The organism is Enterococcus sp. E5-162 (assembly GCF_035725965.1).
Classification (GTDB): domain Bacteria; phylum Bacillota; class Bacilli; order Lactobacillales; family Enterococcaceae; genus Enterococcus_B; species Enterococcus_B lactis.
Genome location: NZ_JAPRFV010000005.1, coordinates 66,523 through 87,867 on the forward strand (window position 1 = coordinate 66,523; position 21,345 = coordinate 87,867).

The window sequence follows — 21,345 nt, forward strand, 5'->3', positions numbered from 1 at the left end:
CTTCCAAAACATCTACAACACGAACTAGAAATCGCCAAATGTTTTAGAGCTATGCTGATTTGAATGCTTCCAAAACCAAAGAAATAATTGCAGAAGTCCAAAAGCTGTTTTAGAGCTATGCTGATTTGAATACTACTCTAGCAAAAACAGCCTTGCACTTATCGAAAGAGGATTAGTGTCAAGGGTGTTTTTCATATGAGTGGACGGAATTATCTGTTTTCTTTTACAATTGATAATAGATACTTTGCTGTATAGTCAGTAGCTGATATAAAAGTATCGGCTCTTAAATGGAAAAAAGATAGGTGGCGACGCAATGTTTAACACACAATTGATCGGTTATTTAGAATGGATCATTGCTATTTTAAATATTTGTTCTATCGGTATCTTAATTGCTGGGATCGTTCTTGTTCTATTCAAACTTTTTGATTGGTCTCATGTCAAGAAAAACTATGCAGAATGTAATGCTCGTAATGCAGATACAAGAAAACTGTTAGCAAGTTATATTTTGTTAAGCTTGGAAGTACTAGTCGTTGCTGATATCATCGAGTCAGTTATCAAGCCGACTTGGACAGATATTTTGAAGCTTGCACTTATTATTATCATTCGAACAGTCATTTCTTATTTCTTGAATCAGGAAATAGAAGACAAAGAGAAACAAAGAAGAGGAGAGGTAGGATGACGACAGAGTTGATGCAGTTTCTTCTTCCATATTTTGAAAAACTTGTACTGGGACTTGATATTTTTGCTATCTGTTTATTGATTTGGGGAGTTTGTCTGTCGATTAAGGATTTCTTGAAATACTTATTTGTCCATACAGAAGCGAAAAACGACCGAGTCAGCGAGAACAATGCTATTAAAAAGATGTTAGGAGGCTATATACTTCTAAGTTTGGAAATTCTTGTTTCAGCTGGAATCATCGAATCGATTATCAAGCCTACTTTGCAGGATATTTTCCAACTAGCTGCATTGGTAGTTATCCGAACGATCATTTCTTATTTTTTAAATAAAGAAATCGGGCCAGTAGACGTTCCAAATAAGTGAGGTTATGAGCTCGCCGTTTATCGAGAGGTTGTTAAGAAGTGGGCAGATTCAAGGAATGAGAAGAAATTTACGAAAATTTCGGCTTATTTCCGAAGAAGTTACTTTTGGAATATTGTTTACTCAGAATAAGAGGCTGTGACACAATGTTTGTCACAGCCTCTTATTTATTTTGCACAGCTGAAACGATTGCTCGTTCGATCGTATTGATTGAAATAGGAATAATATTCTCATATTGGACTGCATCCGGTGTATATAATGTACGTTCACATAACACTCGGTTCGAGGATTGCTGTGCATACTTCTTTATATCAGATATACTTGCATAAATTGTTGGTGCAACTTGAAAATCAAAAGTAGTTACAGCTTCCAAGGCTTCCCGATAAATCAGATAATGAACATCCGAATTTGTGACGATATAGATAGTCAGACGTTCTTTTGTCAGACGGAGAATTCCACTTAATTCGATGACAAAAGCTCGCATGCAATTAGGATTAAACCGTAGATCATAAGGTAGTCGTTTGGCCCAACTGGAAAAAAGAGTTTGGACTTCTTTATACAAATTTGTCTGTTCCTCATTTAGAAGATAAAATTTTTCTGGCATGAATAATTGATAGTTATCCCAAGCCGAACGCATCAGATGAATCAGCGCACGTTCAAATGGCTGATTCCCGAATAATTCTTGATGGAAATGAGTTTCAAAAGTAGCAACTAGTTCTTTTATTTCGGGAGTATTGTCAATAAACACTTGGTGTAGCTGTTGAAAATCTTCCGCAATCAACTGATAAGAATGGCAACCATAATTACAAAGATTGAACAGTGTCAAAATAAAGGCAAATTCTTCTTTTTTATAATAGGTTTGGAAATCAGTGGTTTCCCATGCTGACTCGACATAATTGTAAATAGGACGTTTTTTGATTTCTTCGATAAATGTTGGATCTATTGTCACAGTACATAACTGTTGGCGTAAGAAACTAATAGCAAAACCAATCGATAAGATTTCTTTATTTTCTTTATCATAAAATCTACCGCTATTCTCCGTTACAGATTCAATGAAACGATCCGCACGTTCAAAAAATGATTCAGGTAGCTCCCAGGACTTAAAGCTGCCTAAACGATAAGCCACATTAAGAAGCAACAGACGTCTTTCCATTTCAGTGAATCGAGGGGAGTAGCGGTCGATTTCGATCCCACAATCATGAAAATAAGCCAATACTTGTTTTTTTAAGGAGTAAGCTTTGCTGACAGAGATGAATTCACACTCAGTTAGTTGGAGATAATCAGGTTCATTTTCTTCCAAATAAAGCAGGCAAGTTTTTAAAAACAACGAATTTTGGGTCAATTGCTGCATGATCTTACATCGAGGTATATGTTCTGAAAAATATAAAGTGTAACAATCTTTTTCTCGATGCGTATAAACAATTTGTTCTTCAAATTCTTTTTTTATGTTATTGATATCATTGAGTAAAGTGGTTTTGCAAACATGTAGAAGATAGGAGAGCTTTTCTAGATTGACTTCTTTATTTACATAGAATTGCCCACATAAAAACAGCTGTCTCAAAATATTCTTCTCAATATATTCTTCAATCATAGTAAAGCCTCCATCTTGTATTTTTTTGCACAATATGGAAAATATTATGACATGTTTTCTTTTTGAAATCATCAGTTAATTTCTGAAAAAGCCTGTAAATTCCGTTAATAAAAGATTTTTATGTTATAAAAATTGAAAAATAAATATTTTCATTAGAAAATAGATTGTGAATTTTTAACAATTAAACGGAATGCAAATACAGTTGATGAATGAATGATAGTCATTTAAGTTATTTGTTCGTTTTTTTTAGACTATCCATTTTAGAAGTCTGATTTATTAAAAAATTGTTCGTTTTTCCACGTTTAATTATCAGAAAAATCCGACTTTATTTATTTTTGTTTGAAATATTCTACGTGAATCTGATGTTATAAAAAAAATTTTCTCATTTTTGGCGCTATAGTGAAGTGGTGTTACAGATAAGTACATGTATCTGCGAGACATTGACCAACGAAATATGGAGGGAAGAAACATAATGGAAAATAGACAACTGGTTATTCTGGCAAATTAGTTGTATTCCCCCTGTTTTCCATCTATTTTTCCCACGAGATAAGTGCCGTTATCCTATAAGAGGCAACAAGCGACAATCTAATATTTATGTTTTTTGCTCGGCAAAACGAATTATTTCAGACTTCCCTGAAATAATCGATACGCCTGAAAAATCTTCCTACGTATAATAAAAGTATCAATTAAGTAGGAGGAGATAGGATGAACTGGTACAAATTGACGGTAGAAGATACATTGAAAAACCATCAAACATCAACAGAAGGGTTGTCGCAAGAAGAACGGCAGAAACGCCTGACTGATCAAGGATATAATGAGATAGAAGCAAGACAGCAGACAAAACGATGGAAAAAAATAGCAAAACACTTTACTGATCTGCTGATGATCGTGTTGATCATTGCCTCTTTTTTGAAATTTGCTTCGAGCGAATACATCGAAGGAAGTATTATTTTATTCGTAGTGATCGTCAACGGACTCGTTAGTTATTGGCAAGAAAGAAAAGCAGAAGAATCGTTGAATGGTTTGAAGCAGCTGATGGGACAAGAAGCGATAGTACTATCGAACGGGATGCAAGTAAAAATCCCTGCGAAAGAACTAGTAAAAGGAGATGTCATTGTCTTACGTGCCGGATATGTCGTTCCAGCAGATGTTCGGTTGATCGAAGTACATGATCTACTAGTAGAAGAATCGATTTTGACGGGAGAATCAGAAGCATCTGAAAAAAATCATTCCGTTTTGGCAGCAGAAGAATCAATCGGTGACCAGAAAAATATGGCTTTTTCAGGAACACTTGTACAATTTGGTTCTGCAGTCGGTGTCGTTGTAGAAACAGGAAACACGACAGAAATCGGTAAAATCAATCAAGCACTGCAATCGGTCGAACAACAAACGACGCCTCTGATCAAAAAGATCAACCGATTGAACAAACAAATTTTTCAAGGCATTCTTTGTTTAATCTTGTTCTTAGTTGTTTTTACAACATTCCGCTATGGCATGGATTGGCATATCCTTCTTTCAGCTATGATCGCTTTGGTGGTGTCAATGGTACCCGAAGGATTACCAGCTGTTTTGACCATGATCCTATCCGTTGGAGTACATGAAATGGCAAAAGAAAAGGCGATCATCAAAGGACTTCCTTCGGTAGAAACATTAGGTTCTATGACAGTGATCTGTTCAGATAAGACAGGGACATTGACAAAAAATGAAATGACAGTTGTGGATGTAGCAGCAAAAGAAGAAACTCGCGTACTGTCTATTATGAAAAATTGTCAGGAATTAAAGACGAAAGAAGAACAGAAAATAGAAAATTTAAGTGGCAATCCGACAGAACTTGCACTGATTCGACACACAGAAACAGCCAATCTGCCTTTGAAAAAAATAGAAGCAAAGATTCCGTTCAGCTCTGAATACAAATATATGGCAACGATGCATACGGAGGAAAAAGGAACGGTGATTTACGTCAAAGGTGCGCCAGAAGTATTATTGGCTAAATCAACTCTTTCTTATTCAGAACAAGAAGCATGGGGTCAAACAGCCACAGCGTTTGCGAAAAAAGGTCAGCGTGTTTTAGGATTTGCTTACAAAAAAGTAGATTCGAAACAGGAACTCACGCATGAGTCTTTAACCCAATTAACTTTTGCAGGGATTGCCGGGTTGATTGATCCGCCAAAAAAAAGTGCAGTCAAAGCTGTAAAGGAATGCCAACAAGCAGGGATCTCAGTGAAAATGATTACAGGGGATCACAAAGATACAGCAAAAGCAATCGCGGAACAAATTGGCTTAAAACATACTGCTAAAGTTTTAGAAGGAATCGATTTGGATCTTATGTCTGAAGAAGAGTTGACTCGACAAGTACCAAAAGTCGATGTCTTTGCTCGAACGACACCAGAACACAAACTGCGAATCGTGAAAGCTTTGCAGAAAAATGGAGAAATCGTCGGAATGACCGGAGACGGCGTAAATGATGCACCTGCTTTGAAAAGAGCCGATATAGGAATCGCTATGGGAATCAAAGGTAGTGAAGTAAGCAAACAGGCAGCTGATATGGTTTTAGGAGATGATAATTTCCATACGATTGCAAAAGCCGTAAAAGAAGGTCGGCGCATTTTGGATAACTTGCAAAAGACCATCAATTTCTTCTTACCAACTGCATTAGCTCAAGGATTGATTTTGATTTGGGCGCTGATACTGAATCGCCCGCTACCTTTGTCCCCAGTACAGATTTTATGGGTCAATATGGTAACGACAATCACTTTATCTTATGCATTAGGGTTCGAGTCGCCAGATCCAGAAATCATGAAGCGTCCACCGAGAGATCCAAAGCAAGGAATCCTATCTGGTTATCATTTGTTTCGGATCATCTATGTCGCACTACTGATCATGGTTCCTGCCTATTTATTGGCTATGCAATTTGAAGGGCAAAGCTTACAGCAAACCATTCTTCTGCAAAATATCGTCTTAGCTCAAGCTGTTTACATGATCAATTGCAGAGAGTTGTCCAAGCCGTCACTGAACCAAGGTCTTTTGCAAAACAAATCGCTTTTTCTTTCATTAGGTATCCTTGCTTTATTGCAGGGGATGGTTATTTTTCTGCCAATCGGTCAGCAGCTGATCGGTACAGTAAGTTTAACGATGACACAACAGTTATTGATTGGGGCAAATGTGATTCTTCTATTCTTAGTTGTAGAAATAGAAAAAGGGATCATGAATAAACTGTTTCGCAAAAAAGAAAAAACAGCTAGAGAATTCAGTCGCTAGCCGTTACTATAAAAAAGTTTTGAAAGTGAGTTCAGTCAAACGATTGAGCTCATTTTTCGTTGGAATAGAAGAAATGTATACAATAGGGATATCTAGAGAATCCAACGGGAAATTGGAAATCAAGATATCTGTTTTTTCAAAAGAAATAGTGGAAAGATCGGTTAGTTCGATAGGTAAGAAGCAGACACGTTTTCCCAAGTAATCTTTTAATTCCTGCTGCAAGAACGCCTTCCATGAAGGTTCTCCTTGGAAAATAAAATAGACATTGAACAAATTCGGTTTGATAGAAAAAATCGTTTGTTGGATCAGTAAAGACAAGAGTTGAAGAAAGTAATTTGGTTCATTGATTTCCATTTCTTTTTTTAGATCGTTCAGTAAATTCTCTTTCTGCTGATACAAGTGTGCATATTGCTGATCATACGTCTCTAAAAAACGATGGTATTGGCGTTCCAAAGGTTCGATCAGTATTGGCGATTCATGATATTTTAATACGAGGAGAGCCAAGTTATCAGTCAGAGATGTTTTTTTTAGTTGATCAAGAGACAGCTCTGAAGCTAGTTCCTCTACAAACGTTTCGAGGACCTCTAAAAATGGAGAATGATGCAGGCAGCGAGCGATTTCTTGTCCATAGTTATTGTTGTAATTCCAACTTTCCAGAAAGCAGAAAGAAGCAAAAGAAAGCTCAGTGTCTTTAAGGTAAATACCTTCCTTTAAATACAATTTTTTCAATGCAGAGTCATACAGGGAGGAGAGTGTGCTGTTGATATGGATAGAAGAATCTAACCGGCAATTCGCTTTTATACGGATCGTATTGATAAAGAACCAACATGTTCCGAAAATCTCTTCTGTTTCAACAGCTAGTTCAGTTTGACTGAGGTTTCTTAAAAATTGAAAATAATGGGATTCATGGATTGAATAATCCTCGAAAAAATAGTTGTTATGAGTGAAAGGAATCAGCAATCGATGATAGAAAGTACGAATCGCACGCTCTTTTCCAAGAATACAAGCTGTATATTTCGTCAAATCGATCTGCAAGTCGTAACTTGCTAAACGCTGATTGATTTTAGTCACATGTCTTTTCAATGTCCCATAAGAAAGCCCATGATCCGCTAGAAAATCAGGGACAGCAACTTTTTTTGTAAAAAGCAGATTTTTCAGCAGTTCGACACTGACTGATTGTTTGAAAAAAATCTCCCAAAGGTCATTTGTTAATAAATTTTGCTGGTTTTGCAAACTGATTCCTGCTTGATCGCTGAAGATGTCCCAGCCTTCGGGCAGATGAGAGCGAATAGATTGAAGGTCAGAAAAAATCGTTCGTTCGGTTGTCCCTATGATTTCAGCTAATTCATTTACGGTTATCTTTGTATGATTCAGCAATTGTTCGACTAAAGAAACATGACGTCGAATATCTTTTTCGGTAATGATTTTTTTCATTAGTGAATACATAAACCAGGCTCCCTTCTATTCTAAGAATACGGAGAAAATAAACGGTGGTCAAGTTTCATCTGATCTTTCAACCAGTATTCATTTTTCTATTCTTACGTGGTATGTTTGAATAAAGAGAATCAATAAGAAAGAGATGGAAGCAGATGCTAACGGAAAAAGAACTAATCGATCACATCGATGAAACATACAATTTGTCTCCAGAATATATTTTTAAAAAATTCCCTGATTATTGCGTATTCAGACATCAAAAAAGCAAAAAATGGTTTGGGGTCCTGATGTCTGTTCCAGAAGAAAAAATCTATGATGATGCAAGTGACCATAGGATCATCGATATCCTTGATTTGAAGGTCGATCCTGAACTTGGCGGTATTTTGCGAGGAAAAGAGGGGTATTTTCCAGCCTATCACATGAATAAAGAACATTGGATCTCTGTTGATCTACGTAAAATAGAAAAACTAGATGAACTAGCAGGTTTGATTGATGAAAGTTTCAAATCAACGCAATGAATGTATAGGACAATAGAGAAGAGGTTGTGACAGAAGTGTTTAGCTTCAAGAAATAAGAAGGAATTTACGAAAATAGCTTCTCAAATTTTTGGGAAATTTGGGCTTATTTCTGAAGAAGTTACTTCTGGAACACCGTTTGTTCGAAAAAAAGAGCTGCGACAAGAATTTTGTCACAGCTCTTTTCTTTTTATTTTCCTAAATAAAATTCTCGCATCGTTTTTGCAATCATTTTGATCAAAGGATGATCTTCTGTGAAGCTAGAAGATAAATAAATTGTTCGTGTCAAGGGCAAATCTTTGATTTCCCGCAAGACGAAAGGATCATTTTTATCGTAAGACCAAGAAACTTTTGGGAAAAAGCTAACAGCTAAGCCTTGCTTGACAATAGAACGTAATGTCGCAGGATCATCTGTCGTCGAACTGATCGTCAATTCGATACTTTTCGCTTCAAGTGCTGCATCCAGTGTATGACGGAAGGCATTGCTCTTTGACAGCATCAAGATGGGGGTGCGTTGGATATCTTCTAATTGCAGATGTTCTTTTTTCGCAAGAGGATGTTTCTTAGGAATGGCTACATAAACAGGTTCTTTCATGATAGGAATATTGGTCATGCCAGGCTTCATCTCCGAAGTGATGTACAGTACAGGGTCGGTAATATCATCTGGTAAATGATGTTGCATGATCGTTAATTGGATATCAGGATGCTTTTCCATAAAAATTCGGACCAAGTTCGGAATAGAAACAGAGGCTACCTCTAAATACAAAATGACGGAAGTAACGATCTTCTCATTGACCGAAGACAATAATTTGATTCCTTCTTCTAATGTGTCTAATGTTTTGACTGCATATGGATAGAATTCTTCTGCATAAACAGTTGTCTCAATGTTTCTACCGCTATGGTAAAACAAAGGGACTCCTAATTCGTTTTCCAAATGTTTGATCGCACGGCTCAAGGCAGGTTGAGAAATAAATAATTCTTTGGCTGCTTGGGTGACATTTTTTGTTTCGAACACTTTTTTAAAATACTGTAGATGAAGCAATTTCATAATTATCCATCCCATCCATACCTTTTTGTTATGGTTTTTTCTTTTTTTGGCATTTTTTATTATAGCAGAAATTGACTAAGATAGCAGTGGAAAAAGTAAGTGCTAAGGAGGCGAGGCTCATGAGTACAGGTTTCTTATTTCCTGGGCAAGGCAGTCAGAAGTTAGGGATGTTAGCGGATATCCCTGAAATGTACATGGAACGTTTAGAAAATGTGACGGGGTATCGGTTAGTTGATAAAGAAGAAAACTATCAAGATACGGTTTTTATCCAGCTAGCATTACTGACAAAAGCAGTATTTTATTTAGATGAAATGGAAAAAAACGGTATTCAGCCTGATATTGTAGCAGGACATTCGATCGGTGCTTTTTGTGCAGCTGTTGCTTGTCGATCTTTGACATTTGAAAATGCAGCGGAACTAGTCTATCACCGCGCAGTCTTAATGAAAGAAGCTTATCCAAGCGGTTATGCAATGGGCGTAGTAGTAGGTGTGACGAGAAGCGAAGCAGAGGAAATTGTAGCAAAAACATTTGATCCTGACCACCCAGTTTATTTGTCAAATGAAAATTGTCCCATGCAACATACGTTATCTGGGAGTATCGAAGGTTTATCCGTTACGTTGGCAGAAGCCAAACGGCACCAAGCGCAAACAGCGAAGCTGCTGAAAGTTCCTGTGCCATCTCACTGTCTCTTGATGAATGATACGGTCAAGAAATTCAAGCCGTATATGCAGTCTGTCCATCTATCTGATGCTAGATGTTTGTATATAAAAAATACGGATGGAAGAGCCACTCAGGACGCAGAAGAGATTCGTAAAGATTTGTTGGAAAACCTAGCTTTCCCTGTGCAATGGAACCAAATGATGGACTTGGCAAAAGAATTAGGAATGGATCTGACGATTGAATTTCCCCCCGGCAATACTTTGACAAAGCTGATTCATACAAAATTTGGTGTAGATAAAGGGATCCGTACGATCAATCTAGACCAACATGGTATTGATGACGCCACGTTTCTATATCAAAAATGGAGATGACTAATTATGGAAAAACCAAACCGCAACTGGGCTTCTAAACGCGAAAAAAAAGCGCAGCGATTGGAAAAAATCAGCAACTTGCTCAATGGCAAGTATGTAGAAACTGAAAAAATCGTAGAAGTGATGGAAAAACTGATTGCTCCCGGCGACAAAGTTGTATTAGAAGGCGACAATCAAAAACAAGCAAGTTTTCTTTCAGAAAGTCTTGAAAAAGTAGATGCAGAAAAAGTGAATGATCTGCATTTGATTATGTCTAGTATCTCACGACCAGAACATTTGAATATTTTTGAAAAAGGAATCGCAAGTAAGATCGATTTTTCTTATGCAGGTGCACAAAGCTTGCGTGTCGCCCAAATGATTGAAGACGGCACAATGAAATTAGGTGATATCCATACTTATTTGGAACTTTATGGACGCTTATTCATCGATTTGATTCCAAATGTCGTTTTAGTAGCTGCAGATAAAGCAGACAAAGACGGCAACTTGTATACAGGTTTCAATACAGAAGAAACACCAACAATCGTCGAAGCCGCAGCTTTCAAAGATGGTATCGTGATCGTTCAAGTCAATGAAGTCGTTGATAAACTTCCTCGTGTCGATATTCCTGGAGACTGGGTAGATGTTGTTGTAAAAGCAGATCAACCTTATCAATTAGAAGCACTATTTACGCGCGATCCTCAAAACATCACAGAATTGCAAATCCTAATGGCGATGATGGCAATCAAAGGAATCTACGCAGAACACGGCGTACAATCTTTGAATCATGGTATTGGATTCAATACAGCAGCTATCGAATTGTTATTGCCAACTTATGGCGAATCACTAGGGTTGAAAGGGAAAATCGCGAAGAACTGGGTATTGAACCCACATCCAACGATGATTCCAGCTATCGAATCAGGTTGGGTTGAAAGCATCCATAGTTTCGGTGGCGAAGTCGGTATGGAAAAATATATTGCTGCTCGTCCAGATGTATTCTTTGTCGGAAAAGACGGCACGATGCGTAGTAACCGAACATTATCACAAGCTGCAGGACAATATGCCATCGATATGTTTATCGGTTCAACCTTGCAACTAGACTATGAAGGAAATTCTTCGACCGTAACAAAAGGACGTCTATCTGGCTTTGGCGGTGCGCCTAACATGGGACATAATCCTGGCGGTCGTCGTCATTCTACACCAGCATGGCAATCACTTCGCAACAATGATGATCCATTAGGGAAAGGACAAAAATTAGTTGTTCAAATGGTGGAAACATATGGTTCAAATAAAAAACCAGTCTTTGTCGAAGAATTAGATGCACTAGCTGTTCAAAAACAAGCAGGCTTAGCCAATGCACCAGTGATGATCTATAGCGAAGACACCACACATATCGTGACAGAAGAAGGAATTGCTTATTTGTACAAAGCAAAAACAAAAGAAGAACGCCAAGCAGCAATTGCAGCAATCGGCGGTGTTACACCTCTTGGAATGACAAGTACGAAAGAATCACTAGACCGTTTGCGCGATGCCGGCATCGTGAAATTGCCAGAAGATCTAGGCATCAAACGTAGTGAAGCGAAACGTTCATTATTAGCTGCACAAACCATCGATGATTTGATCGAATGGTCAGATGGCCTGTATGAGCCGCCAATGAAATTCAGAACTTGGTCATAAAATTGGCGAGAAAAACCTTTTGTCGCCATTTACCCAGGTGGAAGAAGAAAGACGAATAAGCAGAACGTGTATGCTCTGTTTTACAAAAAGGGGAGAGATCCATGGAACAATTAGCTTATAAATATCCAACGAAACAGCCGATCAATAAGAAAATCCATGTAGGAGTGGTCGGTTCAGGTGATTTGGAAATCTTGATGTTTCCAACAGAAAAAAAAGAATCTACTGTAAAAATCTGTACAGGAAGCGATGGCTTCGGCGAAGTATGGAACAACGTATTAACGAGATTTTTTGATCGTTATCCAATTTCAGCAGATATCGTGATCAATGACTTCGGTGCTACACCAGGAGTTGTGTACCTACGATTGACGCAAGCAATGGAGGAACTTTCAGATGAAAAATAGTTTTGTAGAATTAAACGCCAGAGAACGAGTGAACGCTCTACTTGACAATGGACGTGAATTGATTGATCCATTCGATCAAATCATCGCGCCAAGTTTGCCGGCACAAGGAATCGTCCCTGAAAGTGATGACGGGATTGTTGTCAGCCGTGGCACGATCAATGGCAAACAAGCAGTAGTAATCGCTATGGAAGGAAAATTCCAAGGTGGCGGTATCGGTGAAGTTTCCGGTGCAAAAATCGTTGCTGCACTCGAACATGTATTAGAAGAAAACAAAAAAGGAAATGAAATTTTTCCAGTCATCGTACTAGATACAGGCGGTGTTCGTCTGCAAGAAGCGAACTACGGACTGTTATCTATTTCAGAAATCGGAAATGTAATCATTGCTTTGAAACAATATGTACCAGTCATCGGTTTGATCCCAGGACGTGTAGGATCATTTGGCGGTATGTCGATTACTTCAGCATTGATGAGTTATTTAATCGCAACAAAAAAAGCGAGAGTCGGTTTGAATGGTCCAGAAGTTATTGAGCAAGAAGCAGGTGTTCGAGAATTTGATTCTAGTGACAAAGACTTGATTTGGAATACATTAGGATCTCGTCAACGGGTAGAATCAAAAATCATTGATGAACTAGTGACTGATAGTGTAGAAGCAATCAAAGCTGCTGTCATCGCAGCAATGGACGAACGAAAAGACACGCATCGCAGTGAAAGCTCAGCATTTTATTTATCATTACTTGATTCTTTGGATCTTTCAAAACCAATGAGCATTGACGATTACAATGAAGCAATTGCTAACCATCAAGCAAAATCAATGGACTTACCAGAAGTAGCAGAAGGAAATGAACCAGCTGCAACAAGTGTTGGTTACGATTGGTTTGCGGCACTAACTGGCATGAAAAATCCAACTTCTTCTATTAGTACTGTGTATTATGGTAAATCAAGTAAATTCATAGAAGAAGCCATCGTGACATCGATCGTACCTGATCCTAAAAATCCGATGTACCGTGTACGAAACGGTGAAGTTGGTTTAGTTGAAGGTTTCCGCATGGGACAAATTTTAACTCATGTTTACGAAGAAGATAAAGATAAAAAAGTGAAACGGCCAATCGTCGTTGTGATCGATGTACCAAGCCAAGCATACGGTTATAACGAAGAATTGATCGGTATCCATGTGGCTTTGGCTAATAGTGCTGCTGCTTATGCAAAACTCCGTCAAGCTGGACATCCAGTTATTGGATTGATTGCAGGAAATGCTATTTCAGGTGCGTTTTTAGCACATGGATTACAATCAAGCCGCTTGATTGCTTTAAATAATAAAGAAATCACTGTCCAAGCGATGTCTAAAGAAAGTGCTGCACGTGTGACAAAACGTTCGGTTGCTGAAATCGAAGCAGCTGCTGAAAAAGTTCCAGCTATCGCTTACGATATCAATAATTATACAAAACTAGGAGCAATCTATCATTTCCTAGAAGATATCACCGACCAAGCTGCTTCAGAACAAAATGTCAGCAAAGTCATCGAAGCAATCAATGAAGCCATTCAAGATGTCCGCAATACAAATGATACGATGCTGACAAATCGATACACGAATGAAACAGCCAAAACATTCGGACGTGTCGAAACAAATAAAGTCCGTGCCAAAATGGACGAAGAATGGGATGCATAAAAAATGATTCAAGCACATGATATTGTTGTTTTTGATAAAAAGGAAATCAAGAAAGAGTTGCCAGAATGGTTGAAGCTTTCTCAACAAGTGTATGGTGTCGTTCGGCGTGCTGAACCTACTGATCGGGGGTTTTTGCCGATTGGTCTGCGAGGTACGGCACGAAATCAGCGCTTGGCTCTTGAGATTCCAAGTGACTCTGTTCAAAAAGTGATCTATCCATGGACAATCATTGATCGAGAATCTTTTCGAGAAAAGGAAGTTGCCCCCTTTCCTGTTTATCAGCAATTTCATGCGGCTAGAAACATATTATCAGGGTGCAAATGGGGGATCGGCGGCAGCTTAGGATTTGAATTATCAACTGGGATTCCGGCAGTAAAAGAAACCAGCGATTTTGATTTGCTGCTGTACGCAGATTCACCGATTGAATTGCCAATTCAGGCAATTCAATCGCATCCTGCTTTTTTTGAGCAATTCGATACCCAAGTCATTACATCAAAAGGCGGATTTTCGCTAAAAGAATACTTGCGGACACCAGAGAAAAAACTCCTGTTGAAAACAACAACAGGGCCAAAACTAACCAAAGAGATTTGGTAATAAACTAAAAGTGAGAGAAAGCGATGTTTGAAAACAAAAAAATCAAAATCAACGTAAGTGACTTCCAGAAAGTATCAGCTGTAACGGCTGTTATGATGCAAACGATATTGAGCTTTGCTTTGGCAAACAGCCACAGCGCAACAAATACAGCTTTTCTTGGTACCTTTTACGTCATCGTTAAATACACAGCACCAATGTTTATTTTTGCAATTGTCTATAATATGGTAAAAACAAGTCAGCATTTGTCTTATTGGGAATTTTTGAAAGAAAAGTTTTTTGAACTAGTCGTTCCCTATCTTCTATGGACGACGGCTTATCTTTGGCTATTTCCAGCAGTCCAACAACAAACTCCGTATACGGATACTGCAAGCTTTTTACTGAAATATGTGACAGGTGATGGAGCGCCTCATTTATGGTATACGGTTATGATGCTGCAGATCCAATTGTTCATGCCGTTTTTTGTTTGGCTCGGTTACAAAGTATTTGCTAATAAAAACTATGTATGGCCAGTATTGATTGGCTCAACGATTTTATATGTTGCATGGTATCTGTTCTATCAAACACAAGTATTGACTGGTCCTTATCATGACAGCTGGTACTTGTTAGATCGGTTTGTTGCTAGTTTCATGATTTACGGGATTTATGGGGTAGCCGCATTTGTTTATCACGAAAAAGTCTATCAATATTTGGACAGAGTACGTTATCTTTTCTTACCTGTTGGCTTAGTTATCGCGTTCTTTTCTGTCCGTTCATTGCTCGCACATCCAGGAGACTTGAGCTTTGCGAATGCGCCTTACTTGAATACGATCCAAAGTTTGTACAGTTTAGTCATCATCTTTGCTGTCTTCATGGGCGCTTCAAAAATGATTGTAAACGATTCGCCAAAATTACCATTGTTCAAATGGTTGTCTGTTTATGCTTACCGTACGTATTTAGCAAATGTCTTTGTTTTCCAAGTACTGTTGTTATTGTTTAAAGATAGTTGGCTGCAGTTACCTTCAGGAGTCATGATTCTTGTAGCGTATCTAATGACGGCAAGTTGTGCATTTGCTTTAAGCTGGTTGCTTCACATCATTTGGGTAGCCATCAAAAAAGGGTTCAACAAGTAATAGAAAGAAGGAGTGAGTGTCATGATAAATGACGAACGAAAAAAAGCAGTGACTCAGCAACTCGCTGCGTTGGTAGAGGAAGCATTGATCGCAGAAGTAACATTAAGCCCAAAACCTGGATTAGTGGATGCACTGGATGCGGGTGCACATTCCGATATGGACTATGCTTTATTTCTTAAGTCTGCGAAGACGCTGACTCCTTTTTTTGAAGAAATGGCTCAATTATCATGGCAGCATGCTATTGATCAGGAGTTAAGAGAAAAGATTGCTGAGATTGGACGGAAAGCGGAAAAAGCAATGCTGATTGCTACAGAGGGTATCAATACCCATAAAGGAGCGATTTGGGCAATGGGGCTATTGGTCAGTGTCACTGCGCAAAAAATCAGTACGGAACAGCCTTTTTCTTTAACCAAAATACTTGATGATGTCAGTAAACTTGCTGCTTTTCCTGATACAAAATATCGTCATAAAAAAAACACTCATGGGCATACGGTGAAGCAAAAATACGGCATAAATGGTGCATATGAAGAAGCAGTGTTGGGTTATCCGCATATAAGGCTTGCAATCCAAGCTGCTAAGGAGCTAGATAATGATTCTGATGTACAGAAACAAATGCATATGTTGTTAGTTTTGATGAGTTCCTTAGATGACACCTGTGTCTTGCATCGCAGTGATCAGAAAACGTTAGTGGAAATGCAGAAACTTGCTCATGCTGCTAGTCAAAGTGCTTTACCAAATCGTCCATTTATAGCACTGTTGCACTTTTGTCAGGAAAACCAAATCTCTCCTGGAGGAAGCGCAGATCTTTTGTCTGCCAGCTTGTTCATGCTGAAGATAGAGGAAATATGGACTGCCAACACCTATGTCTGTCCGATGTCACTTAATGATTAAATTAAGACAAAGCTGCTAAAAAAACAGTTTATGCATCTGGTTATTGACTCTTCCTTTTAGCAAGGCTATGATAACAATAGTTTTTTGTAATAAAAGATAACGAGGAAGGCAATGAAAAAAATCAATTATTTAGCAATCATTTTGTTAGTGGGCCTATGTTTGTTTGCTCTGCCGACCCAAGGATTCGCTATCGCGGGTGGTCATGGTGGAGGTACATCTAGCGGTCGAAGTTCGGGCAGAGGTTCATTTGGCGGTCGTTCATATGGGGGCAGTTATTTTAGCAGTCGTTCTTACGGCAGAGATTCTTATGGGTATTATGGTCCAAGTACAGGTCCTTCTAGTTATGAGCAAACGGGATTTCTTGCATTAGCTGTTTTGTCAGTAGGAGGGGTTTCTGCTTTTTCTATCGTCAAGAATAAAAGACAAAAGAAAAGGCTGAAAGCGGAGATATTGTCCCGCATGTCAGGAACGGCTAAAGAAAAGAAAGCACAGTTTCTGGAAATCCAAAAGATATTCATGAAGATCCAATCTGCTTGGGAAGAAGAAACTCCTGAAAAAGCCAGAAGCTGTTATACAGACAAGCTGTTTGCCGAACATCAGAAAGTTCTGCAAAAAAACAAAGCAGACGGTGTAAGAAATCATACTAAAAAAATAACTATTCAGGAAGTAGGGAATTATCGACAGATCCACGAAAATAGTTTTGCCATCCGAATTGATTTCAGATGCTGTGATTATTCAGTCGATCGAAAAGATGGGCGAGTGATCTCAGGAAGTAAGACACAACGACAGTATTTTTCTCAGATATGGTATTTTGATTTTTCTGAGAAAGAAAAAAGATGGCAAGCAGATTTTATCCAGCCGATTATGCTGGATTGACAGAAAATACTTATGAACGGAACTGTGACAAAAATTTTGTCGTAGCTCCTTTTTCTGAATAAACGGTGTTCCAGAGATAGCCTATCGGCAATAAGGCACGATTTTGTAAAATATGGGAAGCTATTTTTCAAAATCGCTTCTTGTCGCTCAAGGCTGAACATCTCTGTCACAACCTCTCCACTAAATGGTGTTCAAAAGCTTGCATCTACGATAATAAGCCCAACCAAATGAAAAATAGGAAGTACTATTTTTGTTTGGCTGTTCTCATTACTTGATGCAGGACAGCTTTTTCATGACCTCTTTTTTGTATAGATGGGCAAAATTTTTGTAATAATAGGCGTATGTCTTTTTCGTTGAGAAGTTGAAAAAGCATACGGCTTATTTTTTGTTTGCTATGCTTACTTTCTTTCCACTTCAAGTGGCAGAAATATCTACTTTTTATTATGTAAGCGGAATCATATACTTGGAATCAGAAGGAGATCATTTCTATGAAAACAAGAACAATTGAAATACTTCACAGAATCATGACAGCCCAATATCCAGTAAAAGCGGAACATCTAGCAGCTGATTTCCATGTCAGTCAGCGGACGATCCGACAGGAAGTTCTTGAAGCGAATATCTGGTTGAGCAGTAAAAAGCTTCCGGAAATCAGAACAATTCGCAACAAAGGTTTTTTGTTGAAACTGGAGAATGACAAGCAAGTTCGATTAGAAACTGAAATAAAAGAGGTGAAAGACGGCTTTTTGAATCGGCGGGAACGTATTTTTGATTTAGTTTTAGCCATTGCTTACAGCCGAAACCCGATCCATCTAAACAAAAAAGAAGAAGAATTTCAAATCTCTAAAAGTACGTTAGATGAAGATATGCGACGATTACGAGCAACACTGGTCAGTTATGGAATCGAGATCGTCAGTTATGGAAAGCAGGGACTGGTTTATAAAGGTTCAGAACGATCTATCCGTACGATGATCTATGATTTTATCAATCAGAATCTGGGGATGACCGACTTCTTTATGAATCAAGACGCGCAACTAACACCGGCTCAAAAAATCTTTTTCCATTATTTTCCTTTGGTGGAAATCAAAAAAATAGAGGAGATCTATTCCAATAAGTTGTTAAAACAAGAGGATGATATTTATAAAAAGCAAATTCTGCTTTTTACATTGATCTGGATCCAGCGAATCAGGAAACATGAATTCATCTCCGCCATTAATTGGAAAAATACAGAAATAAAAGACAGCAGCTTCTCTGCATTTATCGACTACATGATCACGGAATTTCAGTTGAACAATGTCCCACAAGTAGAAAGAAATTATCTTCGTTTCACTATCGAGACGTTCAATGCTAGAGATATCTCCAATTCGATTGAGTGGGTACAAGCTCAACTACTAACGATCCAATTGATCCAATTTGTAGAGAACGAGACACGCATACCTTTTCATCTAAAAGAAGAAGCTTTATTCGAAAATCTCTATAAACACATGGCTGCACTGATCATAAGAATCAAGCATGCTATCCAAGTCATGAATCCATTGAAAGAAAACATCCGAACAAATTATTTTCCAATCCACCGCGCAGTCACTCATTTTGTTCCTACGATCGAAGAAGTAATTGGCGGCAAGATACTGGAGGACGAGATAGCTTTTCTTGTCATCCACTTTTCGACGATTGCCAGTGTGATCAAGCGAGACCTGAATTATGTTTATCAATCAGTTGTTGTCTGTAATCACGGCATGGCTACCGGGAATCTGTTAGCAGAAAATCTGAAAGAAAAATTTCCTCAGATTGAGATTACTGCAGTTTTAAGTTCAAAAGAAATCGAATTAGTGGATAAACTGGATGTCGATTTGGTTTTCAGCACCTTTCAATTGAATTATCGAAACAAGCCGCTTTTAGTTGTCGATCCAATTCTGACTGAGACGAATATTTTAGTTATAGAAGATTTTTTGAAAAGAAATGAAGAACTGCAGCGGTTAAAACCTAACAGTCATGAATCGACGCAGTTATTCACTCAAATAATCGGTGTCATGGAAGAAAGTGGTGGCCGAGTGGACCGCATCATCTATGGCAAGTTGGAAAAATTATTCGAAACAAACAATTTAGAAATCAACAAAAGGGAGGTCCAGCCTATGTTAAAAGATATTTTGACGGACAGCAATATCATAATTAAAGAAAAAGCCGTTACTTGGGAGGAATCGATTGAACGAGCTGCTAAACCATTGGTCAAAGAAAACATTGTTGAAGAACGCTATGTCGAAGCGATGATTCGTGCAGTGAATGAATACGGGCCATATATCGTGATTGGTAAACACATGGCGCTAGCCCATGCTCGACCAGAAGATGGGGTCAATAAGTTAGGAGTCAGCGTAGCTACGATTGAGCAACCAATCGATTTCGGTAATCCTGAAATGGATCCAGTAAAGATCATTTTTTGTTTAGCAGCAGTAGATTCCTACTCGCATCTGAACATCATGAAAGAACTGATCGAACTGATCAACAACGAAGAGAAGTTGGATCGATTGATCGAATGCACCAATGTGGAAGATTTCAAACAACTGCTTTTTCAGTAGTTGAGAAATAATAAATGATACGGGGGAGAACAAAGATGAACAAATTGAACATTTTATTCGTATGCGGCGCAGGTTTAGGAAGTAGTTTTGCAGCACAGATGTCTGCTGAGGATGTTTTGAACAAATTAGGAGTAGAAGCCAAACTGGACCATTGTGATATTTCTTCTGCAGTGTCCATGAAACCAGATGTGATCATCACAGCAGAAAATTTTCGCTCGCAGTTCGAAAAATTCTCAGTCGATCCTAAAACAGCGATGATCTATTTGAAAAATATTGTCTCGAAAAATGAAATTGAAGAAAAAATCACCCCAGTTTTACAAGATAAGGGAGTTATCTAAATAAAAAAGAAAAGAGGATAAAAACATGGGCGTTATCAATTTTATCATCGAAAATATTTTGACTCAGGCATCGATCACCATTGCATTGATTGCTATGTTGGGTCTACTGCTGCAGAAGAAATCAGCAGGACAAGTCATTTCTGGCACGTTAAAGACACTCCTAGGATTCCAAGTGTTGAGTGCTGGTTCGAGTATCATCGTTGGGAGTTTAACTTATTTCGGGAAAATTTTTACTGAAGGATTCCATATGCAAGGGATCATCCCTTCGATTGAATCTATCAATGGTCAAGCAATGAATGATTTAGGTTTAGGCAGAGATATTGCGCTGACGTTCTTAGCCATTTTTGTATTCAATATTCTTTTAGCTCGGTTCACAAAATGGAAGTACATTTTTCTAACTGGTCAAGCCATTTTATGGATGGCGACGATGACGACAGTCTTTGGTTATTTCGCCGGTCTGCGAGGAATCGTATTGATCTTAGTCGGTGGTTTTATCGGAGCTTGTTTCGCCATTGCTATGCCGGCAGTAGCACAACCAATCATTCGTAAAATCACAGGATCAAATGATATTGCTTTAGGGCATTTTTGTACGATTGGGTACTTATTTGAAGCCGGTGTGGCTAAACTTTTTGGTGAGAAAGGCGAAAATAAAAAATCGATCGAAGATATCAAGCTGCCTACACATTTCGAGTTTTTGCAAGATACTTATCTGTCTGTCATGGTCGTGATGGTTCCACTATATATCATCACTGTTTTATTTGCAGGTGAACCATTCGCTTCTGAATTATCAGGAGATCAAAACTATATCATGTTTGCCTTTTTACAAGCCATCCAATTCGTAGTGGGTGTGTATGTATTGCTAGCTGGTGTACGTCTACTGTTAGGTGAAATCGTGCCGGCATTTCGAGGGATAGCTATGAAATTAGTTCCTGATGCGATTCCTGCCTTAGATTGTCCAGTTTTCTTTCCCTACAGCCCAAATGCTGTTATTTTAGGTTTCATTACGACAACGATCGGTACGATTATTGCCATGTTCACTTTGCCGATGTTCGGCTTAGCGATGATTTTACCAGGTATGCTAACGAATTTCTTTGCCGGAGGAACAGCGGGGATATTTGGTAACGCAGTTGGCGGACGTCGAGGAGCGATCATTGGCGGTATTGCTCATGGCTTCTTTATTACATTATTGCCTGCTTTGCTAGTAACGATCTTTAATTCGATGGGGTTCATCAATGCTACAGCAACCGATGTAGATACAGTAGCCGCCGCACTCTTATATGCCTGGATTTTAAGCCCAATTTTGAAAGCATTTTAATTGAAAGTAGGGAAAAT

Annotated in this window: 18 protein-coding genes; 15 read left to right on the forward strand and 3 right to left on the reverse strand. The window is 38.4% G+C overall.

Annotated elements, in window-relative coordinates; all coding sequences use genetic code 11:
• The first annotated feature begins 313 nt into the window (after positions 1-313).
• On the forward strand, positions 314-679 hold the full coding sequence (locus OZZ83_RS06625; RefSeq protein ID WP_278023677.1) for a DUF1622 domain-containing protein: 366 nt from the start codon (positions 314-316) through the stop codon (positions 677-679).
• Positions 676-1,041 carry a DUF1622 domain-containing protein gene (locus OZZ83_RS06630; RefSeq protein ID WP_002292507.1) on the forward strand — a complete coding sequence of 122 codons (366 nt, stop codon included), beginning with the start codon at positions 676-678 and terminating at the stop codon, positions 1,039-1,041. Before OZZ83_RS06625 ends, OZZ83_RS06630 begins: the two co-directional genes overlap by 4 nt.
• A 160-nt stretch (positions 1,042-1,201) precedes the next feature.
• Here OZZ83_RS06630 and OZZ83_RS06635 read toward each other — a convergent pair whose 3' ends face one another.
• Positions 1,202-2,629 (reverse strand): helix-turn-helix domain-containing protein, encoded by a 1,428-nt coding sequence (locus OZZ83_RS06635; protein WP_002310652.1) that lies wholly within the window; start codon positions 2,627-2,629, stop codon positions 1,202-1,204.
• Positions 2,630-3,334: 705 nt separating this feature from the next.
• On the opposite strand from OZZ83_RS06635, the gene OZZ83_RS06640 reads away from it, so the two are divergent.
• The gene (locus tag OZZ83_RS06640) at positions 3,335-5,887 is read left to right on the forward strand and encodes an HAD-IC family P-type ATPase (RefSeq protein ID WP_325066027.1); all 2,553 of its coding nucleotides are present in this window, start codon (positions 3,335-3,337) and stop codon (positions 5,885-5,887) included.
• Between the two features lie 6 nt (positions 5,888-5,893).
• Here OZZ83_RS06640 and OZZ83_RS06645 read toward each other — a convergent pair whose 3' ends face one another.
• Positions 5,894-7,333, reverse strand: a complete 1,440-nt coding sequence (locus tag OZZ83_RS06645; protein WP_002310654.1) for a helix-turn-helix domain-containing protein — start codon at positions 7,331-7,333, stop codon at positions 5,894-5,896.
• Between the two features lie 143 nt (positions 7,334-7,476).
• Here OZZ83_RS06645 and OZZ83_RS06650 point away from each other — a divergent pair, with 143 nt between their 5' ends.
• Positions 7,477-7,839 carry an MmcQ/YjbR family DNA-binding protein gene (locus tag OZZ83_RS06650; RefSeq protein WP_002310656.1) on the forward strand — a complete coding sequence of 121 codons (363 nt, stop codon included), beginning with the start codon at positions 7,477-7,479 and terminating at the stop codon, positions 7,837-7,839.
• 187 nt (positions 7,840-8,026) lie between these two features.
• On the opposite strand, the gene OZZ83_RS06655 is transcribed toward OZZ83_RS06650, so the two are convergent.
• Positions 8,027-8,884 carry a LysR family transcriptional regulator gene (locus OZZ83_RS06655; protein WP_002287551.1) on the reverse strand — a complete coding sequence of 286 codons (858 nt, stop codon included), beginning with the start codon at positions 8,882-8,884 and terminating at the stop codon, positions 8,027-8,029.
• Between the two features lie 119 nt (positions 8,885-9,003).
• Between OZZ83_RS06655 and OZZ83_RS06660 the strand changes: the two genes are divergently transcribed.
• From OZZ83_RS06660 to OZZ83_RS06710, 11 genes are all read left to right on the forward strand, one after another.
• Complete coding sequence (locus OZZ83_RS06660; RefSeq protein WP_002320713.1) at positions 9,004-9,915, forward strand: ACP S-malonyltransferase; 912 nt, start codon at positions 9,004-9,006, stop codon at positions 9,913-9,915.
• A gap of 6 nt (positions 9,916-9,921) precedes the next feature.
• On the forward strand, positions 9,922-11,568 hold the full coding sequence (gene mdcA / locus OZZ83_RS06665) for a malonate decarboxylase subunit alpha (RefSeq protein WP_002310660.1): 1,647 nt from the start codon (positions 9,922-9,924) through the stop codon (positions 11,566-11,568).
• A 101-nt stretch (positions 11,569-11,669) separates the two neighbouring features.
• Entirely contained in the window at positions 11,670-11,969 is a 300-nt protein-coding gene (locus OZZ83_RS06670) for a malonate decarboxylase subunit delta (RefSeq protein WP_002292523.1), read from the forward strand.
• The gene (gene mdcD / locus OZZ83_RS06675; RefSeq protein ID WP_002314020.1) at positions 11,959-13,635 is read left to right on the forward strand and encodes a biotin-independent malonate decarboxylase subunit beta; all 1,677 of its coding nucleotides are present in this window, start codon (positions 11,959-11,961) and stop codon (positions 13,633-13,635) included. The genes OZZ83_RS06670 and mdcD overlap by 11 nt, the downstream gene beginning before the upstream one ends.
• Positions 13,636-13,638: 3 nt before the next feature.
• Entirely contained in the window at positions 13,639-14,229 is a 591-nt protein-coding gene (locus OZZ83_RS06680; RefSeq protein ID WP_002310663.1) for a malonate decarboxylase holo-ACP synthase, read from the forward strand.
• 23 nt (positions 14,230-14,252) lie between these two features.
• Positions 14,253-15,338: an acyltransferase family protein gene (locus OZZ83_RS06685; RefSeq protein WP_002345432.1), complete on the forward strand. Its 1,086-nt coding sequence runs from the start codon at positions 14,253-14,255 to the stop codon at positions 15,336-15,338.
• 21 nt (positions 15,339-15,359) lie between these two features.
• Positions 15,360-16,229 (forward strand): triphosphoribosyl-dephospho-CoA synthase MdcB, encoded by an 870-nt coding sequence (mdcB, locus tag OZZ83_RS06690; protein WP_278023680.1) that lies wholly within the window; start codon positions 15,360-15,362, stop codon positions 16,227-16,229.
• 111 nt (positions 16,230-16,340) lie between these two features.
• Positions 16,341-17,105, forward strand: coding sequence for a TIM44-like domain-containing protein (locus OZZ83_RS06695; RefSeq protein ID WP_002310667.1), 765 nt, complete (start codon positions 16,341-16,343; stop codon positions 17,103-17,105).
• Positions 17,106-17,593: 488 nt separating this feature from the next.
• Positions 17,594-19,675 (forward strand): BglG family transcription antiterminator, encoded by a 2,082-nt coding sequence (locus OZZ83_RS06700; RefSeq protein WP_278023682.1) that lies wholly within the window; start codon positions 17,594-17,596, stop codon positions 19,673-19,675.
• A 35-nt stretch (positions 19,676-19,710) separates the two neighbouring features.
• Complete coding sequence (locus tag OZZ83_RS06705; RefSeq protein WP_002292534.1) at positions 19,711-20,013, forward strand: PTS sugar transporter subunit IIB; 303 nt, start codon at positions 19,711-19,713, stop codon at positions 20,011-20,013.
• A gap of 25 nt (positions 20,014-20,038) precedes the next feature.
• Entirely contained in the window at positions 20,039-21,328 is a 1,290-nt protein-coding gene (locus OZZ83_RS06710) for a PTS sugar transporter subunit IIC (protein ID WP_002312716.1), read from the forward strand.
• The last annotated feature ends 17 nt before the right edge of the window (positions 21,329-21,345 follow it).